The organism is Thalassococcus arenae, assembly GCF_019104745.1.
GTDB classification, from domain to species: Bacteria; Pseudomonadota; Alphaproteobacteria; order Rhodobacterales; family Rhodobacteraceae; genus Thalassococcus_B; species Thalassococcus_B arenae.
Window position 1 is genome coordinate 178641 of the sequence record NZ_JAHRWL010000003.1, and the last position, 20111, is coordinate 198751.

21 protein-coding genes are annotated in these 20111 nt (G+C 65.5%); 13 read left to right on the forward strand and 8 right to left on the reverse strand.

Going from position 1 to position 20111, the window contains the following annotated elements:
- The first annotated feature begins 127 nt into the window (after window positions 1-127).
- Together KUH32_RS17835 and KUH32_RS17840 are read left to right on the forward strand one after the other, a co-directional pair.
- The gene (locus tag KUH32_RS17835) at window positions 128-832 is read left to right on the forward strand and encodes a helix-turn-helix domain-containing protein (RefSeq protein WP_254899270.1); all 705 of its coding nucleotides are present in this window, start codon (window positions 128-130) and stop codon (window positions 830-832) included.
- Window positions 833-837: 5 nt separating this feature from the next.
- Window positions 838-1509 carry an NnrU family protein gene (locus KUH32_RS17840; RefSeq protein WP_217780016.1) on the forward strand — a complete coding sequence of 224 codons (672 nt, stop codon included), beginning with the start codon at window positions 838-840 and terminating at the stop codon, window positions 1507-1509.
- A 2-nt stretch (window positions 1510-1511) separates the two neighbouring features.
- Here KUH32_RS17840 and hemA read toward each other — a convergent pair whose 3' ends face one another.
- Window positions 1512-2735 (reverse strand): 5-aminolevulinate synthase, encoded by a 1224-nt coding sequence (hemA, locus tag KUH32_RS17845; RefSeq protein WP_217780017.1) that lies wholly within the window; start codon window positions 2733-2735, stop codon window positions 1512-1514.
- A gap of 195 nt (window positions 2736-2930) precedes the next feature.
- Between hemA and KUH32_RS17850 the strand changes: the two genes are divergently transcribed.
- Both KUH32_RS17850 and KUH32_RS17855 read left to right on the forward strand, forming a co-directional pair.
- On the forward strand, window positions 2931-3638 hold the full coding sequence (locus KUH32_RS17850; protein ID WP_348541145.1) for a Crp/Fnr family transcriptional regulator: 708 nt from the start codon (window positions 2931-2933) through the stop codon (window positions 3636-3638).
- Window positions 3635-4195 carry a DUF4202 domain-containing protein gene (locus KUH32_RS17855; RefSeq protein ID WP_217780019.1) on the forward strand — a complete coding sequence of 187 codons (561 nt, stop codon included), beginning with the start codon at window positions 3635-3637 and terminating at the stop codon, window positions 4193-4195. Before KUH32_RS17850 ends, KUH32_RS17855 begins: the two co-directional genes overlap by 4 nt.
- Here the strand turns inward: KUH32_RS17855 and KUH32_RS17860 are convergent.
- The 7 genes from KUH32_RS17860 to KUH32_RS17890 form a co-directional block, all read right to left on the reverse strand.
- Complete coding sequence (locus tag KUH32_RS17860) at window positions 4185-4445, reverse strand: cytochrome C oxidase subunit IV family protein (protein ID WP_284438361.1); 261 nt, start codon at window positions 4443-4445, stop codon at window positions 4185-4187. The two genes, KUH32_RS17855 and KUH32_RS17860, sit on opposite strands and share 11 nt — an antisense overlap.
- Window positions 4442-4999, reverse strand: a complete 558-nt coding sequence (locus tag KUH32_RS17865; protein WP_217780021.1) for a cytochrome c oxidase subunit 3 — start codon at window positions 4997-4999, stop codon at window positions 4442-4444. Before KUH32_RS17865 ends, KUH32_RS17860 begins: the two co-directional genes overlap by 4 nt.
- Window positions 4996-6924, reverse strand: coding sequence for a nitric oxide reductase activation protein NorD (locus tag KUH32_RS17870; protein WP_217780022.1), 1929 nt, complete (start codon window positions 6922-6924; stop codon window positions 4996-4998). Before KUH32_RS17870 ends, KUH32_RS17865 begins: the two co-directional genes overlap by 4 nt.
- Window positions 6925-6935: 11 nt before the next feature.
- Window positions 6936-7742, reverse strand: coding sequence for an AAA family ATPase (locus KUH32_RS17875; protein ID WP_217780023.1), 807 nt, complete (start codon window positions 7740-7742; stop codon window positions 6936-6938).
- Window positions 7743-7747: 5 nt separating this feature from the next.
- Window positions 7748-9112 carry a cbb3-type cytochrome c oxidase subunit I gene (locus KUH32_RS17880; protein WP_217780024.1) on the reverse strand — a complete coding sequence of 455 codons (1365 nt, stop codon included), beginning with the start codon at window positions 9110-9112 and terminating at the stop codon, window positions 7748-7750.
- 15 nt (window positions 9113-9127) lie between these two features.
- Complete coding sequence (locus KUH32_RS17885; protein WP_217780025.1) at window positions 9128-9580, reverse strand: c-type cytochrome; 453 nt, start codon at window positions 9578-9580, stop codon at window positions 9128-9130.
- A 94-nt stretch (window positions 9581-9674) separates the two neighbouring features.
- Window positions 9675-10871 (reverse strand): NnrS family protein, encoded by a 1197-nt coding sequence (locus KUH32_RS17890; RefSeq protein WP_217780026.1) that lies wholly within the window; start codon window positions 10869-10871, stop codon window positions 9675-9677.
- 244 nt (window positions 10872-11115) lie between these two features.
- On the opposite strand from KUH32_RS17890, the gene cobA reads away from it, so the two are divergent.
- From cobA to KUH32_RS17935, 9 genes are all read left to right on the forward strand, one after another.
- Complete coding sequence (gene cobA, locus KUH32_RS17895) at window positions 11116-11913, forward strand: uroporphyrinogen-III C-methyltransferase (protein ID WP_217780027.1); 798 nt, start codon at window positions 11116-11118, stop codon at window positions 11911-11913.
- Complete coding sequence (locus KUH32_RS17900; protein ID WP_431358197.1) at window positions 11906-12223, forward strand: c-type cytochrome; 318 nt, start codon at window positions 11906-11908, stop codon at window positions 12221-12223. The genes cobA and KUH32_RS17900 overlap by 8 nt, the downstream gene beginning before the upstream one ends.
- Window positions 12223-13362 (forward strand): cytochrome D1 domain-containing protein, encoded by a 1140-nt coding sequence (locus KUH32_RS17905; protein ID WP_217780029.1) that lies wholly within the window; start codon window positions 12223-12225, stop codon window positions 13360-13362. The genes KUH32_RS17900 and KUH32_RS17905 overlap by 1 nt, the downstream gene beginning before the upstream one ends.
- Window positions 13363-13366: 4 nt before the next feature.
- Window positions 13367-14359 carry a siroheme decarboxylase subunit beta gene (gene ahbB, locus KUH32_RS17910; RefSeq protein ID WP_217780030.1) on the forward strand — a complete coding sequence of 331 codons (993 nt, stop codon included), beginning with the start codon at window positions 13367-13369 and terminating at the stop codon, window positions 14357-14359.
- Entirely contained in the window at window positions 14356-14805 is a 450-nt protein-coding gene (locus KUH32_RS17915) for an Lrp/AsnC family transcriptional regulator (RefSeq protein ID WP_217780031.1), read from the forward strand. Before ahbB (KUH32_RS17910) ends, KUH32_RS17915 begins: the two co-directional genes overlap by 4 nt.
- Window positions 14802-15308 (forward strand): siroheme decarboxylase subunit beta, encoded by a 507-nt coding sequence (ahbB, locus tag KUH32_RS17920; protein ID WP_217780032.1) that lies wholly within the window; start codon window positions 14802-14804, stop codon window positions 15306-15308. The genes KUH32_RS17915 and ahbB (KUH32_RS17920) overlap by 4 nt, the downstream gene beginning before the upstream one ends.
- The gene (gene nirJ, locus KUH32_RS17925; RefSeq protein ID WP_217780033.1) at window positions 15296-16507 is read left to right on the forward strand and encodes a heme d1 biosynthesis radical SAM protein NirJ; all 1212 of its coding nucleotides are present in this window, start codon (window positions 15296-15298) and stop codon (window positions 16505-16507) included. Before ahbB (KUH32_RS17920) ends, nirJ begins: the two co-directional genes overlap by 13 nt.
- On the forward strand, window positions 16482-18029 hold the full coding sequence (locus KUH32_RS17930; RefSeq protein ID WP_217780034.1) for a nitrite reductase: 1548 nt from the start codon (window positions 16482-16484) through the stop codon (window positions 18027-18029). Before nirJ ends, KUH32_RS17930 begins: the two co-directional genes overlap by 26 nt.
- A gap of 218 nt (window positions 18030-18247) precedes the next feature.
- Window positions 18248-19921, forward strand: coding sequence for a cytochrome D1 domain-containing protein (locus tag KUH32_RS17935; protein ID WP_217780035.1), 1674 nt, complete (start codon window positions 18248-18250; stop codon window positions 19919-19921).
- Window positions 19922-20111: the final 190 nt, after the last annotated feature.

Below are 20111 nucleotides of genomic sequence, written 5' to 3' on the forward strand. Positions count from 1 at the left end.
CGCGCGGACGCATTCCGCGATTGTCCTGGGGAAGGCCCGGCTTACCTGTCGATCGACGTGACCCAATCCAACGGTCCGTCGCGGACGATGGACCGAAGCGCGCAGCGGCGCCGAAGGGGAACCGACCATGTATCTGGGCTTGCCCGAAAGCGAGTTCGACGGCTTGCGCACCCTTCCGCCCCTTTCGGGGCTGCAGGATGGCAATTTCGAACGCCTGTTCGCGGATGCGACATTGCAAAGCTGCACGGCGCAGATCGTTCTTCTGACCGAGGGCGCGCCGCCGGACCACCTGTTCATCCTGGTCTCGGGCGCGGTCGAACTGTTCGCGCAATGGCAGGACCGCGAAACCACGATGGAGGTGCTGCGTTCGCCCGCCTGTTTCTTTCTTGCCGAAACCGTGTCCGGCGCGGATTGCCTGATGTCGGCCCGCACGCTGGAACCGACCCGCATGATCCTCGTCCCTGTCGAAGCGGTGCACGCGATCCTCGCCGAAGATGCCGGCTTTGTCCGTGCAGTCGCCGCGGAACTGGCCGACCGGGTGCAGTTGTCGGTGCGGGCGACGAAGAACCTCAAGATGCGGACATCTCTGGAACGCTTGGCGAATTTCATCCTCAGCCTGCAGGACATGGCCGATGGACGCACATGGATCGAACTGCCGACGGAAAAGCGCAAGCTGGCCTCGCAACTCGGAATGACGCCGGAAAACCTGAGCCGCGCCCTCAAGGGCCTCCAGGCCTATGGCGTCAAGGTCGACGGCGGGCGCGTTTCGGTATCGAACCGCGATGAATTGGCGAAATTCGCGAAACCGCATCCCTTGATCGACCGGCGGTGACGACGATGACCGCCTGGGGCGAATTCACGGCCGCATTCTTGGTCTTTTTCCTCAGCCATGCGTTGCCTGTCCGCCCGCCCTTGCGGCCGCGGCTCGAGACCGTGCTGGGGCGGCGCGGCTTCACCATCGCCTATTCGGCGCTGTCGCTTGCGGTGCTGGCCTGGCTGATCGGCGCGGCCGGACGCGCGCCCTTCGTGCCGCTTTGGAACTGGGCGCCGTGGCAGGCGCATGTGCCGCTGGTCGTCATGGCACTGGTTTGCGTGATCGTCGCCCTGGCAATCGGACGGCCCAACCCGTTTTCCTTCGGCGGCTCGAACAATGCCGCGTTCGATCCGCAACGCGCCGGGCTCGTGCGGCTGAGCCGCCATCCGCTGCTGCTGGCGCTGGCGCTGTGGTCGCTGGCGCATCTGGTGCCCAACGGCGATCTGGCGCATGTCATTCTGTTCGGCTGCTTCGCGGGGTTCGCGGTGCTGGGCATGCGGATCATCGATCGTCGCAAGCAGCGGGTCATGGGCGCGGAATGGCAGCGGATGCGCACCGCGCTGGCTGCGGGCCCGTTGCCGCCGCGCCCGCACAATTTGCCCGGCACGCTGCTGCGCACCGGGCTGGGGGGTCTGCTCTATCTGCTTCTGCTCGGACTGCACCCGGTTCTTTTCGGGGTCAGTCCGCTGCCCTGATCCTACTGCGCCGCCATCGGCAACCGCGCAAGTTGGCACTGCGCCCACAGCTTGCCCAGCGATGCGACCAGGTGGTCGAGATCGGCCTCGCTGTGCACCGGCGACGGGGTGATGCGCAGCCGTTCGGTGCCTTTCGGGACGGTGGGGTAGTTGATCGGCTGGATGTAGATGCCGAAATCGTCCAGCAGCAGGTCCGAGATGTACTTGCACTTGACCGGGTCGCCCACCATCACCGGAACGATATGGCTGGGGTTCGGCATGTGCGGGATGCCCGCCGCGTCCAGCTTGTCGCGCAGCTGCTGCACACGCAACTGATGCAGGTCGCGCTCTGTCTGCGACGATTTCAGGTGCCGGATCGACGCCGCGGCGCCGGCCATGACCGATGGCGGCAGCGCGGTGGTGAAGATGAAACCGCTGGAAAAGCTGCGCACGAAGTCGCACAGCGCGGCCGAGGCGGCGATGTAACCGCCGACCACGCCATAGGCCTTGCCCAGCGTGCCCTCGATCACCGTCAGCCGATCCATCAGCCCTTCGCGTTCGGCGATCCCGGCGCCGCGCGGCCCGTAAAGGCCCACGGCATGCACCTCGTCGAGATAGGTCATCGCGCCGTAGCGGTCGGCGATGTCGCAAATCTCCTTGATGGGGGCGATGTCGCCATCCATCGAATAGACCGATTCAAAGGCGATCAGCTTGGGCGCATCGGCGGGTGCGGCGGCCAGCTTGGCTTCCAGGTCTTGCAGATCGTTGTGTTTCCAGATCACCTTCTGCGCGCGCGAATGGCGGATGCCCTCGATCATGCTGGCGTGGTTCAGCGCGTCGGAAAAGACGATGCAGCCCGGAATCTGCGAAGCCAGCGTGCCAAGAGCGGCCCAGTTCGACACATAGCCCGAGGTGAAGACCAGCGCGGCCTCCTTGCCATGCAGATCGGCCAGTTCGTGTTCCAGTTCGACATGGGCATGGGTCGTGCCCGAGATGTTGCGCGTGCCGCCGGCTCCGGCGCCCAGCCGGTCCAGCGCGTCATGCATGGCGCCGATCACCTTGGGATGCTGGCCCATGCCCAGGTAGTCGTTCGAACACCACACGGTCACATCGCGCTGGCCGGTGCCGCAATGGCGCATGGCGCGCGGGAAAGCGCCGCGTTTGCGCTCGAGATCGTGAAAGACCCGGTAATTGCCCTCGTCCTTCAGACTGTCGAGGCGATCGCGGAAAAAGGTCTCGAAATGCATGGCGCTCTCCGTTCGATGCTTGCGGGAAACCTGCATGCCCGACGGCTTTTGCGCCTTGACTATCGTCAAGAGACGCAGGGCCTGCGGGAATTTGACCGATGGCCATGGCGGCGGCACGGCGTAATGGTATTGTGACAAAAAGAAATCACCGAGTCGGCGGCCGTGCCGTCGATGCCTGTTCTGGGGGATCAAACAGTGTCGAACCCGAAGCGCGAGGCGATCGCGCGCAAGTCGCTGCTGCTCAGCGCCTTGCCGCCAGAAATGACCGATGCCCTGATCGCCAAGTCCGGCAGCCGCAAGGTCGGCCGGGGCGAGACGATCTTTCTTCACGGCGAAAGGGCCAGCGCGATCTACATCGTGCTCGAAGGCTGGGTGAAACTGTACCGCATCGCGCCGAACGGAAACGAAGCGGTGGTGGCGGTCATGACCCAGGGCCAGAGCTTTGGCGAAGCGGTCGCGCTGCAGCGCCTGCCGTTCCCGGTGTCGTCCGAGGCGGTCACCGACGCCGAGATCATGAGCATCGAGACCAGCCATTTCCGCGCCGCGATCCAGGAGCATCCGGAAATGGCGCTGTCGGTCCTTGGCGGGGCCTATGCGCACCTGCACCGGCTGGTGACGGAAATCGAAGATCTCAAGGCGCGCACCGGGGCGCAGCGGGTGGCAGAATTCCTGCTTGACCTGTGCAACGTCGACGAAGGCGGCTGCATGGTCACCCTGCCCTATGACAAGGTGCTGATCGCCGGACGCCTGGGCATGAAGCCCGAAAGCCTGAGCCGCGCCTTCGCCAAGCTGCGCAGCGTCGGTGTGCGGGTGCAAAAGGCCCATGCCGTCATCGAAAAGGTCGAGGCCCTGCGCGCCTATGCCGAGGAAGATCCGGCCAATGCCTGGAGCAAGGCACTGTGAGCCGGCTGCAGCGCGCGCTCGACGCGATCGACGCGGCCAATGCGGCCGATCCCGACACCTCCGAAGGCGCGCCGGCGGCACTGCTTTACGGCCAGCGGATGTCGGACGAACTGGCGCGGCTGTTTCCCGATGCCTCCGAGCCCTTGCAGATCGCCGCGCGCGGACAGCATATCGAACGCTGGGTGCTGGCGCGCAAATCCTATCCCGAGGGGCGCGAAGGCTATCTGACCTGGCGCCGCGATCTGGCGCGGCATCACGCGGAACGGGTCGGCGCGATCATGGCCGATGCCGGCTATGGCCAGGACGACATCGCGCAGGCGCAGAAGATGCTGCGCAAGGAAGGCATCAAGCGCGACGACGATGTCCAGGCGCTCGAGGACGTGATCTGCTTCGTGTTCCTCAAGTTCTACTTCGCCCCGTTCGCGCCCACGCAAGACCCGGACAAGCTGGAAAAGATCGTCATCAAGACGGCGCGCAAGATGTCGCAGGCGGGCCGCGCCCGGGTGCTGGACGAATTCGACCTGCCCGAACCCTTCGGCGCCGCCTTCAGGACATGAGCGGCGCGGCGTAAAGCCCGAGAAAGACAAGCAACGTCACCGCCGTCGCAAAGACGAAGCCGCCCCGCCAGCTGGGCGCGCCGCGCAGGTTGAGATAGTCCAGCAGGATCACCCGCGCCTTGACGAAGGCCAGCACCAGCACCGCGATGCCGAAAGCCCATCCGCCCTGCGGCAACAGGCTGAGCGCGGTGGAGCCGAGGCTCAGTGCCACAAGCCAGCCCCAGGCCCGGTATGTGCGCGCGGGACTCATAGCAGGTAGATCACCGGGAACAGCAGCACCCAGACCAGGTCGACCATGTGCCAGAACGCGGCGCCGGTTTCGATCGTTCGGGGTCTGGCGTTGATCGACACCAGTCCCAGGATCACGATGCCCGCGAGGACATGGGCGGCGTGGAATCCGGTCAGCCCGTAGTAGAAGGTAAAGAACGGATGTGTATCCCAGGCGATGCCATGCGCGGCCTTGGCAGCGTATTCCATCCATTTCACGACCAGGAACACCACCCCCAGAACCGCGGCGCCGGCCAGCGCCCGGCGGGCCCGGGCGGTGCGGCCGATCTCGGCGAAATGCACCGCCAGCGCGGCCAACGCCCCCGACGAGACCAGAACCAGCGTGTTGACCGCCGCGGCGGTGCGGTTCAGATGCGATTGCGCTTCGACGAACCCGGCCGGATCGGTCAGGCGCATGCCCAGATAGGCGGCCATGCCAGCGCCGAAAACCAGCAACTCGCTGACGATCAGCACCCACATCATCAGTTCGCCGGGCAGTTCGTCCAGCATTCCGGCCGGTTCGGCGCTGTCGGTCATGCTCCCACCAATTGCCGGTAGATGGCAGGCAGGGCGGCGGTCAGGTGATCGGGATGCGGCACCATCTGGAAACCGCCCTGCCCGAACAGCCGCGGGAACCACGATTTCGCCTCGCGGTCTATCGTGACGCCGAACACCGCCTGCCCCTTGCGCCGCGCCTCGCGCACCGCCATCGCGGTGTCCTCGATGCCGTGGCGGCCTTCGTAGTGGTCCAGATCGTTGGGCTTGCCATCGGTGATGACCAGCAGCAGACGACGCTTGCGCTGCTGTTCGGCCAACCCGGCCGATGCGTGCCGGATCGCAGCGCCCAGCCGGGTGTAGAAGCCCGGCTTCAGCCCGCCGATCCGCGCCTCGACCTGCGCGTCCATCTTCTCGCCAAAGCCCTTGCATTGTTGCAGATAGACGCGGTGGCGCTTGAGCGAGGAAAAGGCGTGGATGGCGAAATCGTCGCCGCAGGCATCCAGCCCCCAGGCCAGCGCGGCCAAGGCCTCGCGTTCGATGTCGATGACGGCTCGGTCGGCCACCGCGCTTTCGGTCGACCGCGAGATGTCCAGCAGGATCGACACGGCCAGGCTGCGGGCCTCGGGGCGGGATTGCCGCCAGATCCGGTCGCTGCCCTCGCCGCCCGCGGCCAGGTCGGAACGGGTCCGCACCGCGGCTTCGAGATCCAGTTCGTCGCCGTCCAGCATGCCCGGCACGAAGACGCGGCCGGGGCGCAGCGCCTCGAACTGGCGCTTGACGCGCTGGATGCGCTGGCTGGACTTGGGGTCGGCCCGGAACGACGGGACATCGGCGCAGGGTTCGGCCTGCGACGCGTAGACCTTCACATGGTCCGGCAGATACGTACCGCTGCGCGCTTCCCATTCGGGATAGGTGATCTCGGCGGACAGCCTTTCCCGGTCGACGTCTTCGGGCGACAGATCCAGATGCAGCTTCAGCTTGGTCGCGGGCGCCTTGGAGATCTGCCCCAGGCCGATTTCGTCCAGGTCGTCGGCGGCCTTCTTGGCGCTGTCGGGATCGTCATCCTCGACCCGGCGGTTGAGGTTCAGGAACTCGGTCCAGCTCAGGATCGCCTCGAATTTGTGCAGGATCAGGCTGTCCTTGCGCTCGGCCAGGTCGGCCTGCTTGCGCTTGGCGCGACGGGTCTTGCCGCCGGCCTCGACGCTCTTGCCTTCGGTCTCGGCGGTTTCGGTTTCGGTCGTGGCGCTGAAATCCAGCTTGCGCAGGTCGGGCCAGAGCGGCACCGGGCGGAAGGGCTTGTAGCCGTAGGGCGCGCGCTGCGCCTGCGGCGTCTCGAGCATCTGCACGGTCAGCGCCGGCACCTTCACCTGGTCGCCAAGGGCACGGCGGATCAGCGCTTCGACCGCGCCTTCCTCGCCGCCCTTGACCGCTGCGGGTCGGGCGGCCAGGTGCGCGTGGCACAGCGCATCGTGCAGGGCGCGAAGGCCCGGCGCTTCTTCCAGGGCGCGGGCGGTCAACGCCTGGGCGCGCAGGATGGCGGCCAGGTCGGCCTGCAAGGGATCCTCGGGCGCTTCGGCCTCGGGCGGCGTGGCAAAGGCGGCGGTGGCCGCAAGCCACAGGTAAAGCGCGGCGTTCTGCTCGCGCGCGGGAAAGACCGCCAGCGATTCCGGCAGCCGCAACGCCTCGCCGTCAAAGCTGGCCTGCGGGATGTAATCGGCCTCGGCCCCCAGCATGCGCAGGAAAGACAGCCGGTGATGGCTGCGCTCGGGGGGCACGGGCCGCAGCTCGACGCTGGGCGCGCCGCCCAGGGCGCGGAAAAAGACGGCCAGCCGCCCGCCGATCTCGGAGAGATCGACCGCGGCTCCGCGATGCTCCTCAGGAGCATCAAGGCGGCTGGCAAAAGCGTGCCACAGTTTCCCGACGGTTTCTTCGGGTTCCCATGGCTCGATTTCGATCCGTGTCATGGCAGGTTGCCTCACCCGTAGATTGCCGTGACAAGATCGTGGAGCCCGCGTTTGATGTCCGCCTCGTCGGTCAGCGGCTCGATCATCGCCGCCGATATCGCGCGTTCGATATCCATGCCGCCGGCGATCAGCGTGGCGGCGTAGACAACGAGGCGGGTGGACACACCTTCCTCCAGGTCCTGTCCCTTGAGCGCGCGCAGCTTGCCGGCCAGGCGCACCAGCGGCGCGACCTTGGCTTCCGACAGCCCGCTTTCCTCGGCCACGATGCGGGTTTCCGCCTCGGGCTTGGGAAAGTCGAACTCCATCGCGACGAACCGCTGCCGGGTCGAGGGTTTCAGGGTCTTGAGGATGTTCTGGTAACCGGGGTTGTAGGACGCCACCAGCATGAAGCCGGGCGCGGCGTGCAGTTCCTCTCCGGTGCGGTCGATGGGCAGGATGCGGCGGTCATCGGTCAGCGGGTGCAGCACCACGGTGACGTCCTTGCGCGCTTCGACCACCTCGTCGAGATAACAGATCGCGCCTTCGCGGACGGCGCGCGTCAGCGGGCCATCGACCCAGACGGTCTCGCCCCCTTTCAGCAGGTAACGCCCGATCAGGTCTGCCGCCGACAGATCGTCATGGCAGGCGACGGTGTAGAGAGGGCGGTTCAGGCGTGCGGCCATATGGGCCACGAAGCGGGTCTTGCCGCAGCCCGTCGGGCCCTTGAGCAGAACCGGCAGGTCCTGTGCGGCGGCGGCCTCGAACAGGGCGACCTCATCGCCCTGGGCGAGGTAGAAGGGGGCGTCGGCCCCCTTCTGCTTGGCGAACGTGCCGTCCACGGGGCTCACTCCGCGGCCACGGTCGCGTCGGTCGAGATGATCTCGCGACGCGGGATGGCAAGAGAGTAGATGAGCACCAGCACACCCAGCAGGACAACGATGCCCGAGCCGAGGCGCATCCAGTAGAACAGCGCCAGCGCGTCCTGGACGTCCATGAAGTAGTCACCCACCACACGCTGCATGTGCGTCTGCACGGTGCCGGCGAAGGTCAGGGTGAAGGTCATGAACACCATGCCGCTGGTGATCAGCCAGAACGAGGCCATGTTCAGCACCTGGTTGTACGGATCCCGGTTGCGCAGGATCGGCATCGCATAGGTGAAGATGGCGATGTTCAGGCAGACATAGGCACCGTAGAAGGCCAGGTGGCCGTGGGCCGCGGTGATCTGCGTGCCGTGGGTATAGTAGTTCACCCCGTGCAGCGTGTGCAGGAAGCCCCAGACACCGGCACCAAAGAAGGCCAGCGTGGCGCAACCCAGCGACCACAGCAGCGCGGCCTTGTTGGGATGGTCCCGGCGGCCCTTCCAGACCATGACGAAGGCAAAGGCCATCATGGCGAAGAACGGCACCACTTCGAGGCTCGAGAAGATCGACCCGATCCACTGCCAGTAACCGGGCGTGCCGATCCAGTAGTAGTGGTGTCCGGTGCCGAGAATGCCCGAGAACAGCGCCGCGGCGACGATCACGTAAAGCCATTTCTCGACGACCTCGCGGTCGACGCCGGTCAGCTTGAGCATCAGGTAGGCCAGGATCGAGGCCATCACCAGTTCCCAGGTGCCTTCCACCCACAGGTGGACGATGTACCACCAGTATTGCTTGTCCAGCGCCAGGTTGGACGGGTTGTAGAAGCTGAACAGGAACAGCAGCGACAAACCCCAGAGACCCAGCAGCAGGATGTTGGTGATCGCGGTCTTCTTGCCCTTAAGCACCGTCATCGAGACGTTGTAGAGGAACAGAAGCGCGGCCACGACGATGCCGGCCTTGACCCATTTCGGCTGCTCGATGAACTCGCGGCCTTCCTTGCCCAGCAGCCAGTTGCCTTCGAACAGGTTGAAGAGATAGGTCACAACCACGCCCAGCGTGCCGACCACGAGGATCAGCAGTTGCAGGTAGGCGATCTTGGTCGAGTGGATCTCGCGCTCGGCCTCTTCCGGAACCAGGAAATAGGCCGCGCCGAAGAAGCCCAGCAGCAGCCAGACGATCAGCGAGTTGGTGTGCAGCATCCGAAGGATGTTGAAGGGCACCAGTTCGGACAGGAAGTTCGGGTTGACGTAGACATACCCGATCAGAAGCCCGCCCAGAATCTGGATCGCGAACAAGGCCAGCGCGACCGAGAAATAGGCCAGCGCGATTTTTTGCGACTCGTATTTCATGTCATTGGTCCTTTCTCAGCCGGCTTCGTTCGGCGGCCAGCCCTGGTCGTCGATCGTGTCGACCCAGAGCAGGAAATCGGCGAGCTGGCGGTATTCCTCGTCGCTGAGGCCGAAATTCGGCATCTGGCGACGGCCTTCGATGCCGGTGGGCATCGAGTCCATCCAGGTCTTCAGCGCTTCGAACGCGCCTTCGGGATCGCCGGTGACACCCCAACGGGCCATGACGTTGGCCAGTTCAGGAGCGTAGTATGCGCCCTCGCCCATCAGCGAGTGGCAGTTGATGCAGGCGTGCTTTTCCCAGACATGCTTGCCCGCCGCCACGCTTTCGGTGAGCGCCGCGGTGTCGGTTGATGTCGTTACGATGTAACGATGCGAATGGGCCGATAGGCCCAGAAAGATGATTATGAAGAACAGGGATCCGCCGTAGAAAATGTTGCGGGCCATGCTCTTCGTCATGACTTCGCGCATTGCGCTCTCCTTTGCGCTGCGTTGCAGGTGGATCGAAAATGCGGGCTTGGGCGCTGGCAATCCTTTGCAAAAGTCAAGAGACCGATCTTTTTTCTCAGCCGGCCTGCTGGCGCGGACCGGTCAGGGCCGGCAGCATCGCCACCAGGTAGGCGGCGAAGGCCAGGCACCAGACCGCACCCGAGATCAGCGTCAATTCCATGTGCCAGATCACCAGCGGCCCGGAGGCCAGCCAGCGCAGCAGCGCGGCGGCCGCGACGGCGGCATAAGCCAGCACCACGCCGCGCGATGCGACCAGCGCCCGCCCGGTATGCCCCAGAACCGCGCGGCTCATCACGGCAAGCGTCATGCCGCCCACCGCGCCGATGCCGACCAGATGCAGGGCGGCGATTTCGCTGCCGATACCCAGCCACGAGGCGCCCCAGAGCATCAGGCCGATGCCCAGGCACGCCATCGCCAGGTGCAGAGACCACAGAATCGGCTGGTCCAGGGTCCAGCAGGTCGACCATCCGGCCATGCGTGCCAGCGCGAACGCACCCGCGACCAGCGCCAGGATACCGGCCACCGCGTCGGGAAGTCCGGCCAGCACCGCTATCGTCAGCAGCAACAGCGCGGCAAGGCCAGGCATGTCGAGCAGCCGGCGCGAAACCGGCAAGCGCGCTTCGGGCAGGCCGGCGCGATTCATCGCGTTCCGGGTGAAGGCCGGCGTGACCCGCCCTCCCAGCACGCCGATCATCAGGCACAAAGACAGAAGACCACCGCGCAGCCCGTTGGCCGCCGTATCGGCGGTCACGCCCATCCATTCCAGGTGCACCAGCAAGTTGGCGATCCAGAGCAGCGACAGGAACACGACGAAGGCGACGTTCTGCGGCTTTGGGCGCTTGGTCAGCTGGACCGCGATCTTGGCGATCATCAGCGGGAGAAAGGCCAGGTCGATCGCGGCCACCAGTTCCGCCGGCAGCGCGCCGGAAAACCAAACCGCCAGCCGTCCGGCGAACCACAGCCCCGCCGCGGGCGCGATGAACCGCCAACGGGCCGCCTTGGCACCTGTCCAGTTCGGCACGGCGGTCAGCAGAAAGCCCCCCAGCGCGGCGCTTGCATAGCCGAACACCATCTCGTGCGCGTGCCACAGATAGGGTGACGGCGCAAAGCCCGGAGCGATCAGTTCGCCCCCGGTCAGGGACACGCCCAGGTAGAATTCCCAGTAAAGCACCGCCAGCAGCGCGAACACGCCCGCAGCCAGGAAGAACACGCGAAATCCCTCTGAAAAAAGGCGGGCTAGTCCGGCGATCATGGCGAGGCACTCCAAAGATGATCTTGCCCTGCACATTGATATCGGGCGGGCGGGTCAACCTTGACTAATGTCAATGCTCCGCGGGGTGTGATCGGACAGGGTCGCCACAATCGCACCGGCAACCTGGCCTCGGCCGATTTGCCGGAAAGACCGACACCGCTCCCAGGCGCTTGCCTGGGCGCGGTCAGCCCGGGGCCAAACTTCCCTCCCGGCTCCGGGCCACCACGTAGAATAGGACGCCGCCATGCAGAACCCTGGGAAAGTGTATCTGATCGGAGCCGGACCGGGCGCCGCCGACCTGTTGACGCTTCGCGCAATCCGGATGATCCAGGAAGCGGGGGTCGTGGTGTACGACCGGCTCGTTTCGCCCGAGATCATGGCACTGGTTCCGACCCATGTGCGCAAGATCAACGTCGGCAAGTCGCCGGGGGCACATACCGTGCCGCAGGACCGGATCAACGAAATCCTCGTCGAAGAGGCATCGGCCGGAAACATCGTCGCGCGGATCAAGGGCGGCGATCCGCTGATCTTCGGGCGCGGCTCGGAAGAGGCCGAGGAATTGCTGGCCGCCGGCATCACCGTGGAATACGCCCCCGGCATCACGGCCGCCCAGGGCATGGCCGCCTCGACCGGTATCCCGCTGACCCACCGCGGTCTGGCGACCGGCGTGCGCTACGTGACCGGCCACCGCGCCCGCGACGGCGCGCTCGATCTCGACTGGAAAAGCCTCGCCTCCGAGGACACGACGCTTGTGGTCTACATGGGCGCGTCGAATATCGGCGAGATCGCCATGCGCCTGATGGCCGAAGGTCTGCCGATGGCGACGCCCGTTCTGGCCGTGGCCTCGGCTTCGACGCCGCGTGAACGCCGGCTGGTTTCGCAGCTTGACCGCATCGCGCTGGATGTGCGCGGCGCCGAACTCAAGGCCCCCGTCCTGTTCGTGATCGGCCGCGTCGTGTCGCTGGCTGATGCCGATGGCCGGGTCACATCCGCCCTTCAGGAGGAGGCACCGTCTTCACCGGCGGCGATGGCCGGTGAATAGGGTCGCGACTGGCGTCTCTGCGGCCCTGCTTGCGTTGGCCGGACCGGTCTGGAGCGACAGCTCCGCGCCGGATCCGGCCGCGCTCAGCCGGCTGGTGCACCAGGATTGCGGCTCGTGCCACGGCTTGACGCTCAAGGGCGGGCTGGGCCCCGACCTGCGCGCCGAAACGCTGCAGCACTACGATGCGGATGTTCTGAAATCGGTGATCCTGGATGGCATCCCCGGCACGCCCATGCCGCCGTGGCGCCCGCTGCTGACCGAGGCCGAGGCCGAGTGGATCGCCCAATACCTGCTGAAAGGATCCCAGTGATGTTGCGCCCCGTGCTTGCCCTGGCTCTGATGGCCACGACCGCCCTTGCCGAAACGATCCCGACCGGCGATCTGGGCCTGGTCGTCGAACGCGCCACCGGCTCGTTGCTGGTGGTCGATCAGTCCGACCGTGCCCGGATCGGGCGGATCGAGGGGCTGGGTGATCTGTCCCATGCCTCGCTGGTCTATTCGCCCGACCAGCGCTTTGCCTATGTCTTCGGTCGCGATGGCGGTCTGACCAAGGTGGACATCGTCACCCAAGCGGTGGTGGGGCGCGTCATGCAGGCCGGAAACTCCATCGGCGGCGCGATATCCGACGACGGCACGCTGGTTGCAGTGTCCAACTACGAACCCGGCGGCGTGCGGATCTTCGACGCCGACACGCTGGACATGGTCGCCGACATCCCCACCGACAGCAAGACGATCGGACTGGTGGACATTCCCGGCCGCCGCTTCGTCTTTACCCTGTGGGACGCGGGCGAGACATGGATCGCCGACATGACCAGCGGCGAGGCGCAGATCACCCGGATCGAGAACATGGGCGCCTTTCCTTATGACGCGCTGGTGACCGCCGATGGCCGCACCTACATCACCGGGCTGTTCGGCGCCGACAACCTGACCGCGCTGGATCTGTGGCAGGACAAGCCCGAGCCGCGCCCGATCCTGCCCGGTTATGCCGCGGGCCGCGAAGGGCTGCCGGTCTACAAGATGCCGCATCTCGAAGGCTGGGCCCTTGCGGGACAGGAATTCGTGCTGCCCGCCGTGGGCCAGCACGAGGTGCTGTGGGTCGATGCCCGCGACCTGACCGAGACCGGGCGCACCGCGACCTACGGTCAGCCGGTTTTCGCGATGGCGCGGCCGGACGGGCGCCAGGTCTGGGTCAATTTCGCCCACCCTCTGAACGACACCATCCAGGTGATCGATACCATGACCAAGGCCGTGATCCACGAATTCAAGCCCGGCCCCGGCGTGCTGCACATGGAATTCACCCCGCGCGGGCACGAAGTCTGGCTGTCGGTGCGCGATGCCGGCAAGGTCATGGTCTACGACACCCGCACCTTCGAAAAGCTGCGCGAGATCGACGCCGACAGCCCTTCCGGCATCTTCTTCACCGCCCGCGCCCACCGGACGGGGTTGTAAGGCCATGATCGACGGCGTGTCAGACCCCCGAACACTGGCCTTGCTCGACGAATGGCAGCGCGGCTTTCCGATCGAGCCGCGGCCCTTTGCCCGGATCGGCGCCCATCACGGTCTGACCGAAGCCGAGGTGCTGGGGCGGCTGCGCAAGCAGGTCGACCAGGGCCGCATCACCCGCGTCGGTGCGACCTGCGCGCCCAACACGGTTTCGGCCAGCACCCTGGCCGCCGTGGCCGCCGCCGACGACGATGTCGATCGCGTCGCCGGGATCATCAGCCGCCAGCCGGGTGTGAACCACAATTACCTGCGCGAAGACGAATGGAACCTGTGGTTCGTCGTCACCGGTCCCGACCGCGCGCATGTCGACGCGACGCTTGCGCGGATCGGCCGGGAAACCGGCCTGCGCGTGCTCGACCTGCCTTTGGTCAGGCCCTTCAATGTCGATCTGGGGTTTTCGCTCAAGGGCGGCGGGCTGCCGCCGCTGACCCCGCGCAAGGCCGACCCGACGGCGGTCCTGCCCGGTGATCGCGACCTTCTGCAGGGCCTGTTGCGCGGACTTGACCTGGTCGGGTCACCCTACGCCGCGCTCGCCGAAAAGCTCGGCCGGACCGAGGCCGAAGTCCTGAACCGGATCGAGGCCTTGTCGAATGCCGGGATCGTCTCGCGGTTGGGGATCATCATCCGCCACCGTGCCGTCGGCTGGCGGTCGAACGCGATGGTGGTCTGGGATATTCCCGCCGATCAGGTCGAGATCGCCGGCCCGCTTCTGGCCCGTCAGCGCGGCGTCACGCTGTGCTACGAACGCCGCGTGGTGCCACGGCTCTGGCCCTACCGCCTGTTCTGCATGATCCACGCCCGGTCGCGGGCCGAGGCGCTGGACAACCTGTCGAATATCTGCGCGCTGCCGCAATTCGCCGACATACCGCACAAGGTGCTGTTTTCGCTGCATTGCTATCGTCAGACCGGCGCGATGATCGCTGACGAAAGGCTCAGAGCATGACCCTGGACCGCACCGACCGTATCCTGATCAACCGGCTTCAGGATGGGTTGCCCATCGTCGCCGAACCCTTCGCCGCACTGGCCGCCGAACTGGGCATTTCGCAGGACGACGTGCTGGCGCGCATCGCCGCGATGCGCGAAAGCGGCGTGCTCACGCGGTTCGGCCCGTTCTACGACGCGGCCGCGATGGGCGGGGCATTCTGCCTGTGCGCCATGGCGGTTCCGGATGCGGAATTCGAGCATGTCATGACATTGGTCAATGCGCGGCCCGAGGTGGCGCACAATTATCGCCGCACCCACCGCCTGAACATGTGGTTCGTCCTGGCCACCGAACGCGAAGAGGAGATCGGGCAGGTGGCGGCCTCTCTGACCGAGGAAACCGGCCACAAGGTGCTGTGTTTTCCGAAAGAGGCCGAGTTCTTTGTCCGCTTCCGGGTTGCCGCATGATTCTCGATTCCACAGACCGCGCCATCGTCACCGCCACGCAGGGCGGGCTGCCGCTGGTCGCGCGCCCCTTCGCTGCCCTGGCTGACGATCTGGGCCTGAGCGAGGCCGAAGTCATGCGCCGGATGCAGGCGATGCAGGATGACGGCGTGATCCGCCGCATCGCCGCCGCGCCGAACCACTACAAGCTGGGCATGACCTTCAACGGCATGTCGGTCTGGGATGTCGACGACGCGGTCGTCGACAGGCTGGGCCCGCAGGTCGGCGCCCTGCCCTATGTCACCCATTGCTACCGCCGCCCCCGCGCCTTGCCCGAGTGGCCCTACAACCTGTTCGCCATGCTGCACGGCGCCTCGCGCGACGAGGTCGAGGCGCAGCGTCAGGAAGTCATCGCGATCCTGGGCGACGCCTGCACGGGCCACGACATCCTCTATTCGACACAGATCCTGAAAAAGACCGGTTTGCGTCTTCGCCAGGACCGGAAGGAGACGCCATGTTCCGACTGACCGAATACATGCACCAGCTGGTCGAGCCGACCGCACCGCGCAAGCGCGGCAGCGGTCCGGTCAAGCCGGTGGTGATCTGGAACCTTACCCGGACATGCAACCTGCGTTGCAGGCACTGTTATACCGTATCGGCCGATACGCATTTCCCCGGTGAGTTGAGCCACGAACAGGCGATGGGCGTCGTCGAGGACCTGGGCGCCTTCCGCATCCCCGCGCTGATCCTGTCGGGTGGCGAGCCGCTGGACCGGTTCGACTGGTTCGACATCGCCAAGGCCGCACGGCCCCATGTGCGGATGCTGGCCTTGTCGACGAACGGCACCAAGATCCACGGCGACGATGCCGACCGGGTGGCCGAGATCGGCTTTGATTACGTCGGCATCTCGATCGACGGGATCGGCAAGACCAACGACTGGTTCCGCGGCAAGGACGGCGCCTTTGACGAAGCCGTGCGCGGCATCCGTGCCTGCAAGGCGCGCGGCATCAAGGTGGGCTTGCGGTTCACACTGACCCGCGACAACCAGGAACAGCTGCCGCAACTGCTCAGGCTGTGCGACGACGAAGGCGTCGACAAGTTCTACCTGTCGCACCTGGTCTATGCCGGGCGCGGCGACAAGCACCGGGCCGAAGACGCCGTGCACGACCACACCCGCCGGGCGCTGGACCTGTTGATCGAGCGCGCCTGGGACGCGGTGTCGGGCGGTCTTCCGCTGGACATCGTGACCGGCAACAACGACGCCGATGCCGTCTATCTCGTGAACTGGGCGCGCGAACGGTTCGACATGGACCGCGTCGACAGCCTGATCGCCCATCTGCGGGCCTGGGGCGGCAACAGCTCGGGCCTGGGCGTGGCGAATATCGACACGCAGGGCCGCGTGCATCCCGATACCTACTGGTCGGATTACACCGTCGGATCGGTCAAGGACACGCCGTTTTCGCAACTCTGGACCGGCGACGACAAGATGCTGGCCCTGCTACGCACCCGGCCCCGGCCGCTCAAGGGGCGCTGCGGCGCCTGTGCGCACCAGGCGATCTGCGGCGGCAACACGCGCATTCGCGCGCTGCAATTGACCGGCGATCCCTGGGCCGAAGACCCGGCCTGTTACCTGTCCAATGCCGAGATCGGAATCGACGACGCCGACCGGCTGTCCGTCACCCCGTTCCGAGGCAAGAGCCATGACCCGCAACACCAGTTTTTCTAAGCCGTTTCTGGCGCTTGCACTGGCCACTCTGCCCTTTTCCGTCGCTGCCGACCCGGCCACGGTCTATGCCGAGAACTGCGCCGATTGCCACGGCGCGCAGCGGCTGGGCGCGATCGGACCGGCGCTGATTCCCGAAACGCTGAAACGGATGCGCGGGCCGAACCTGGCCGACGTGATCCTGAACGGCCGCGTGGCCAGCCAGATGCCGGCCTTCGCGGAAACCCTGACCCCGGAGGCGGTCGAGGAACTGGCGGCCTACCTGAAAGCGCCGCTGGATTTCACCCCCACCTGGACCGAGACCGACATCGCCGCCAGCCGCGAGTTGCGCGACGACTATACGCCCGTCACCGCGCCGGTCTGGGCATCGGACCCGATGAACATCACCCTCGCGGTGGAAACCGGCGATCATCATGTCAGCGTGCTGGACGGCGATACCTTTGCCGTGCTCGACCGCTTTCCCACGCCCTTCGCAGTGCATGGCGGGCCGAAATTCGACCCCACCGGACGCTTCGTCTTCATCATGTCGCGCGATGGCTGGGTGCAGAAATACGACCTCTACGCTTTGCAGGAGGTCGGCCGCGTGCGCGCCGGGCTGAACAGCCGCAACATCGCGATGAGCGCCGACGGCCAGTTCCTGGCGGTCGCCAACTACCTGCCCAACACGCTGACCATTCTCAACACCGCCGATCTGAGCGTCGCCGCGGTGCGCGAGGTCAAGGGCAAGGACGGCACACCCAGCCGGGTATCCGCCGTCTACCAGGCGCCACCGCGCGAAAGCTTTGTGCTGGCGCTCAAGGACGTGCCGGAAATCTGGGAGGTCTTCTATGGCCCGAACCCGCCGCAGATGGGCTTTGCCCATGACTGGCGGATCGAAGGCCCGGTGAACAACCCCGACCCCTTTCCGATCCGCAAGATCACCACGCCGGATTTCCTGGACGATTTCTTTTTCGACCAGAGCTACGAATACGTGATGGGCGCCGCCCGCGACGGCAAGTCGGGCCAGGTGATCGACCTGGTGATCGGCCACAAGATCGCCGATCTGGACCTGCCCGGCATGCCGCATCTGGGGTCCGGCATCACCTGGGCCTGGGGCGACACGACCGTGATGGCCACGCCCCACCTGCAGGACGGGGTGGTGTCGGTGATCGACATGGAAACCTGGAAGACGGTCAAGACGATCCAGACCGAAGGCCCGGGTTTCTTCATGCGCAGCCATGAAAACTCGCCCTATGTCTGGGTCGATGTGTTCTTCGGCGAAAACAAGGACGCGATGCACATCATCGACAAGCAAAGCCTCGAGATCGTGCGCACCCTGCGGCCCGCGCCGGGCAAGACGGTGGCCCATGTCGAATTCACCAAGGATGGCAGCCACGCGCTAGTCTCGGTTTGGGAAGACGACGGCGCGGTGTTGATCTACGACGCACAGACGCTCGAGCAGGTGGGCAGCCTGCCGATGCGCAAGCCTTCGGGCAAGTATAACGTCTGGAACAAGATCACCTTCTCGGAAGGCACCAGCCACTGACATGTGGAACAGGTGGCCCGATGCCGGCGGCGCGCTCGTGCCGCCGGGCGGGAAGCAATCCGTCCTGAACAAGCGCCGTTCGGGACGGATTGCTCGCGGGAAAATCCCCAGAAAAGGAGCCTCCGCACCGATGCTTGACGGAAGTCAAGGCATCCTGCGTGCCCCTGAACGACAGTCGGACTTGCCTCACTACCTGCCTCACTTACACGGAGAGTGAAATGTCGCATGAAACCAAGAAGCGGACCGGGATCACGCTCGGCGCTGCAGTGTTTCTGTTGGGCACGGCACTGCCGGCACTGGCACAAGATGCCAAGCCGGAGCTGAGCCCCGAAGCATTCGAAAAATCCAAGCAGCTGTATTTCGAGCAATGCGCCGGTTGCCACGGCGTGCTGCGCAAGGGTGCCACCGGCAAGAGCCTGGAACCCTACTGGAAGAAGACCGCCGCAGACGGCACCGTCACCGAAGGTGGCACGCTGAAGCTCGGCCAGGAACGTCTTGAAAAGATCATCGCCTGGGGTACCGAAGGCGGGATGAACAACTTCTCGGACATCATGACCGAAGAAGAAATCAAGGACATGGCGACGTACATCATGATGGACGCGCCGAAGCCGCCGGAAATGTCGCTGGCGCAGATGAAGGCCACCCGCAAGGTCTATGTCGAGGAAGCCGACTACCCGACCGAGCCGCTGCACGGCCGGAACTGGGAGAACTTCTTTGTCGTGATCGAGCGTGACGTGGGCAAGGTGGCCGTGATCGACGGCGACACCAAGGAAGTGCTGGTCCATATCCCGACCGGCTATGCCGTGCACGTGCTGAAAGCCTCGGAGCACCACAAGATCGACGAACCGGAAAACCCGGGCCGCTTCTGGTACACGATGGGCCGCGACGGCAAGATGACCAAGATCGACCTCTGGCAGACGCCGGACAAGATGCTGGTCTCGGAAGTCAAGATCGCCTACGACGCCCGCGACGTGGCGGTGTCGGGTGACGGCAAATACGTGATCGGCGGCGGTTACTGGCCTCCGCACTTCGCGATCGTCGATGCACAGACCATGGAACCGCTCAAGGTCGTCTCGACCCGCGGCACCAACGTCGACGGCGAATACGTGGAAGAAAGCCGCGTCGCGGCCATCTACACCACGCCGAACGAACCCACCTGGATCGTCGCCGTGAAAGAGCTGGGCCAGCTTTGGCAGGTCGACTACACCGACCTCGAAAACCTGCGGATCGACAAGATCAACTCGGCCAAGTTCCTGCATGACGGGTTCTTCGACCCGACCGGCCGGTACTTCCAGATCGCCGCGAACGCGTCGAACAAGATGGTCGTCGTCGACACCCAGACCCACAAGCTGGAAGCGATGATCGACACCGCTGCCCTGCCGCACCCCGGACCGGGCGCCAACTGGATCGACCCGAATTGCGGCCCTGTCGCCGGCACGACCCACCTGGGCGTCGGCACCGTGACCGTCTGGGGCAACGACCCGGTCAACCACCCGGATCAGGCCTGGAAGGTCTGCTACGAGACCGAAACCGACGGCGCGGGCCTGTTCATCCGGACGCACCCGAATTCGGACTACATCTGGGCTGACCAGACCAAGCACCCCGAGCCGGAAATCCAGCAATCGGTGCAGGTCATCTCGAAGGAGACCGGCGAGATCGTCAAGACGATCCAGATCACCGACGAGGAAGGCTCGGCCGCCGTGCATTTCGAGTTCAACCAGGACGGCACCGAGGTTTGGGTGTCCAAGTGGAACATGTCGACCTCGAAAGAACCGAACGGCGAGATCGTGATCTTCGATGCCAAGACGCTTGAAGAAATCGGCCGCGTGCAGGGTCTGTATGCACCGACCGGCAAGTTCAACGTCTACAACCGGTCGAACCACGTGACCTGAGCCATCGGGCCATGGACCAAAGGAAAGGCGGGCGAGCCTCGCCCGCCTTTCTCGCAAGCGCCGACCGAAACGCCCGCCGTTCGGATCAGAGCGCACCCCAACACGGGAAAGACCGCCTGCCCACCCGCCATAAGGCGCCGGTCGCAGGCCCCGCAAATTCCGGTGCGCCGCACCTGACCGATCGAATGGA

Coding starts and splice junctions, on each gene's coding strand:
- KUH32_RS17835 (WP_254899270.1), top strand. CDS start 128: ATGTATCTGGGCTTGCCCGAAAGCGAGTTCGACGGCTTGCGCACCCTT.
- KUH32_RS17840 (WP_217780016.1), top strand. CDS start 838: ATGACCGCCTGGGGCGAATTCACGGCCGCATTCTTGGTCTTTTTCCTC.
- hemA (WP_217780017.1), bottom strand. CDS start 2,735: ATGCATTTCGAGACCTTTTTCCGCGATCGCCTCGACAGTCTGAAGGAC.
- KUH32_RS17860 (WP_284438361.1), bottom strand. CDS start 4,445: ATGAGTCCCGCGCGCACATACCGGGCCTGGGGCTGGCTTGTGGCACTG.
- KUH32_RS17865 (WP_217780021.1), bottom strand. CDS start 4,999: ATGACCGACAGCGCCGAACCGGCCGGAATGCTGGACGAACTGCCCGGC.
- KUH32_RS17870 (WP_217780022.1), bottom strand. CDS start 6,924: ATGACACGGATCGAAATCGAGCCATGGGAACCCGAAGAAACCGTCGGG.
- KUH32_RS17880 (WP_217780024.1), bottom strand. CDS start 9,112: ATGAAATACGAGTCGCAAAAAATCGCGCTGGCCTATTTCTCGGTCGCG.
- KUH32_RS17885 (WP_217780025.1), bottom strand. CDS start 9,580: ATGCGCGAAGTCATGACGAAGAGCATGGCCCGCAACATTTTCTACGGC.
- KUH32_RS17890 (WP_217780026.1), bottom strand. CDS start 10,871: ATGATCGCCGGACTAGCCCGCCTTTTTTCAGAGGGATTTCGCGTGTTC.
- cobA (WP_217780027.1), top strand. CDS start 11,116: ATGCAGAACCCTGGGAAAGTGTATCTGATCGGAGCCGGACCGGGCGCC.
- KUH32_RS17905 (WP_217780029.1), top strand. CDS start 12,223: ATGTTGCGCCCCGTGCTTGCCCTGGCTCTGATGGCCACGACCGCCCTT.
- ahbB (WP_217780030.1), top strand. CDS start 13,367: ATGATCGACGGCGTGTCAGACCCCCGAACACTGGCCTTGCTCGACGAA.
- KUH32_RS17915 (WP_217780031.1), top strand. CDS start 14,356: ATGACCCTGGACCGCACCGACCGTATCCTGATCAACCGGCTTCAGGAT.
- ahbB (WP_217780032.1), top strand. CDS start 14,802: ATGATTCTCGATTCCACAGACCGCGCCATCGTCACCGCCACGCAGGGC.
- nirJ (WP_217780033.1), top strand. CDS start 15,296: ATGTTCCGACTGACCGAATACATGCACCAGCTGGTCGAGCCGACCGCA.
- KUH32_RS17930 (WP_217780034.1), top strand. CDS start 16,482: ATGACCCGCAACACCAGTTTTTCTAAGCCGTTTCTGGCGCTTGCACTG.
- KUH32_RS17935 (WP_217780035.1), top strand. CDS start 18,248: ATGTCGCATGAAACCAAGAAGCGGACCGGGATCACGCTCGGCGCTGCA.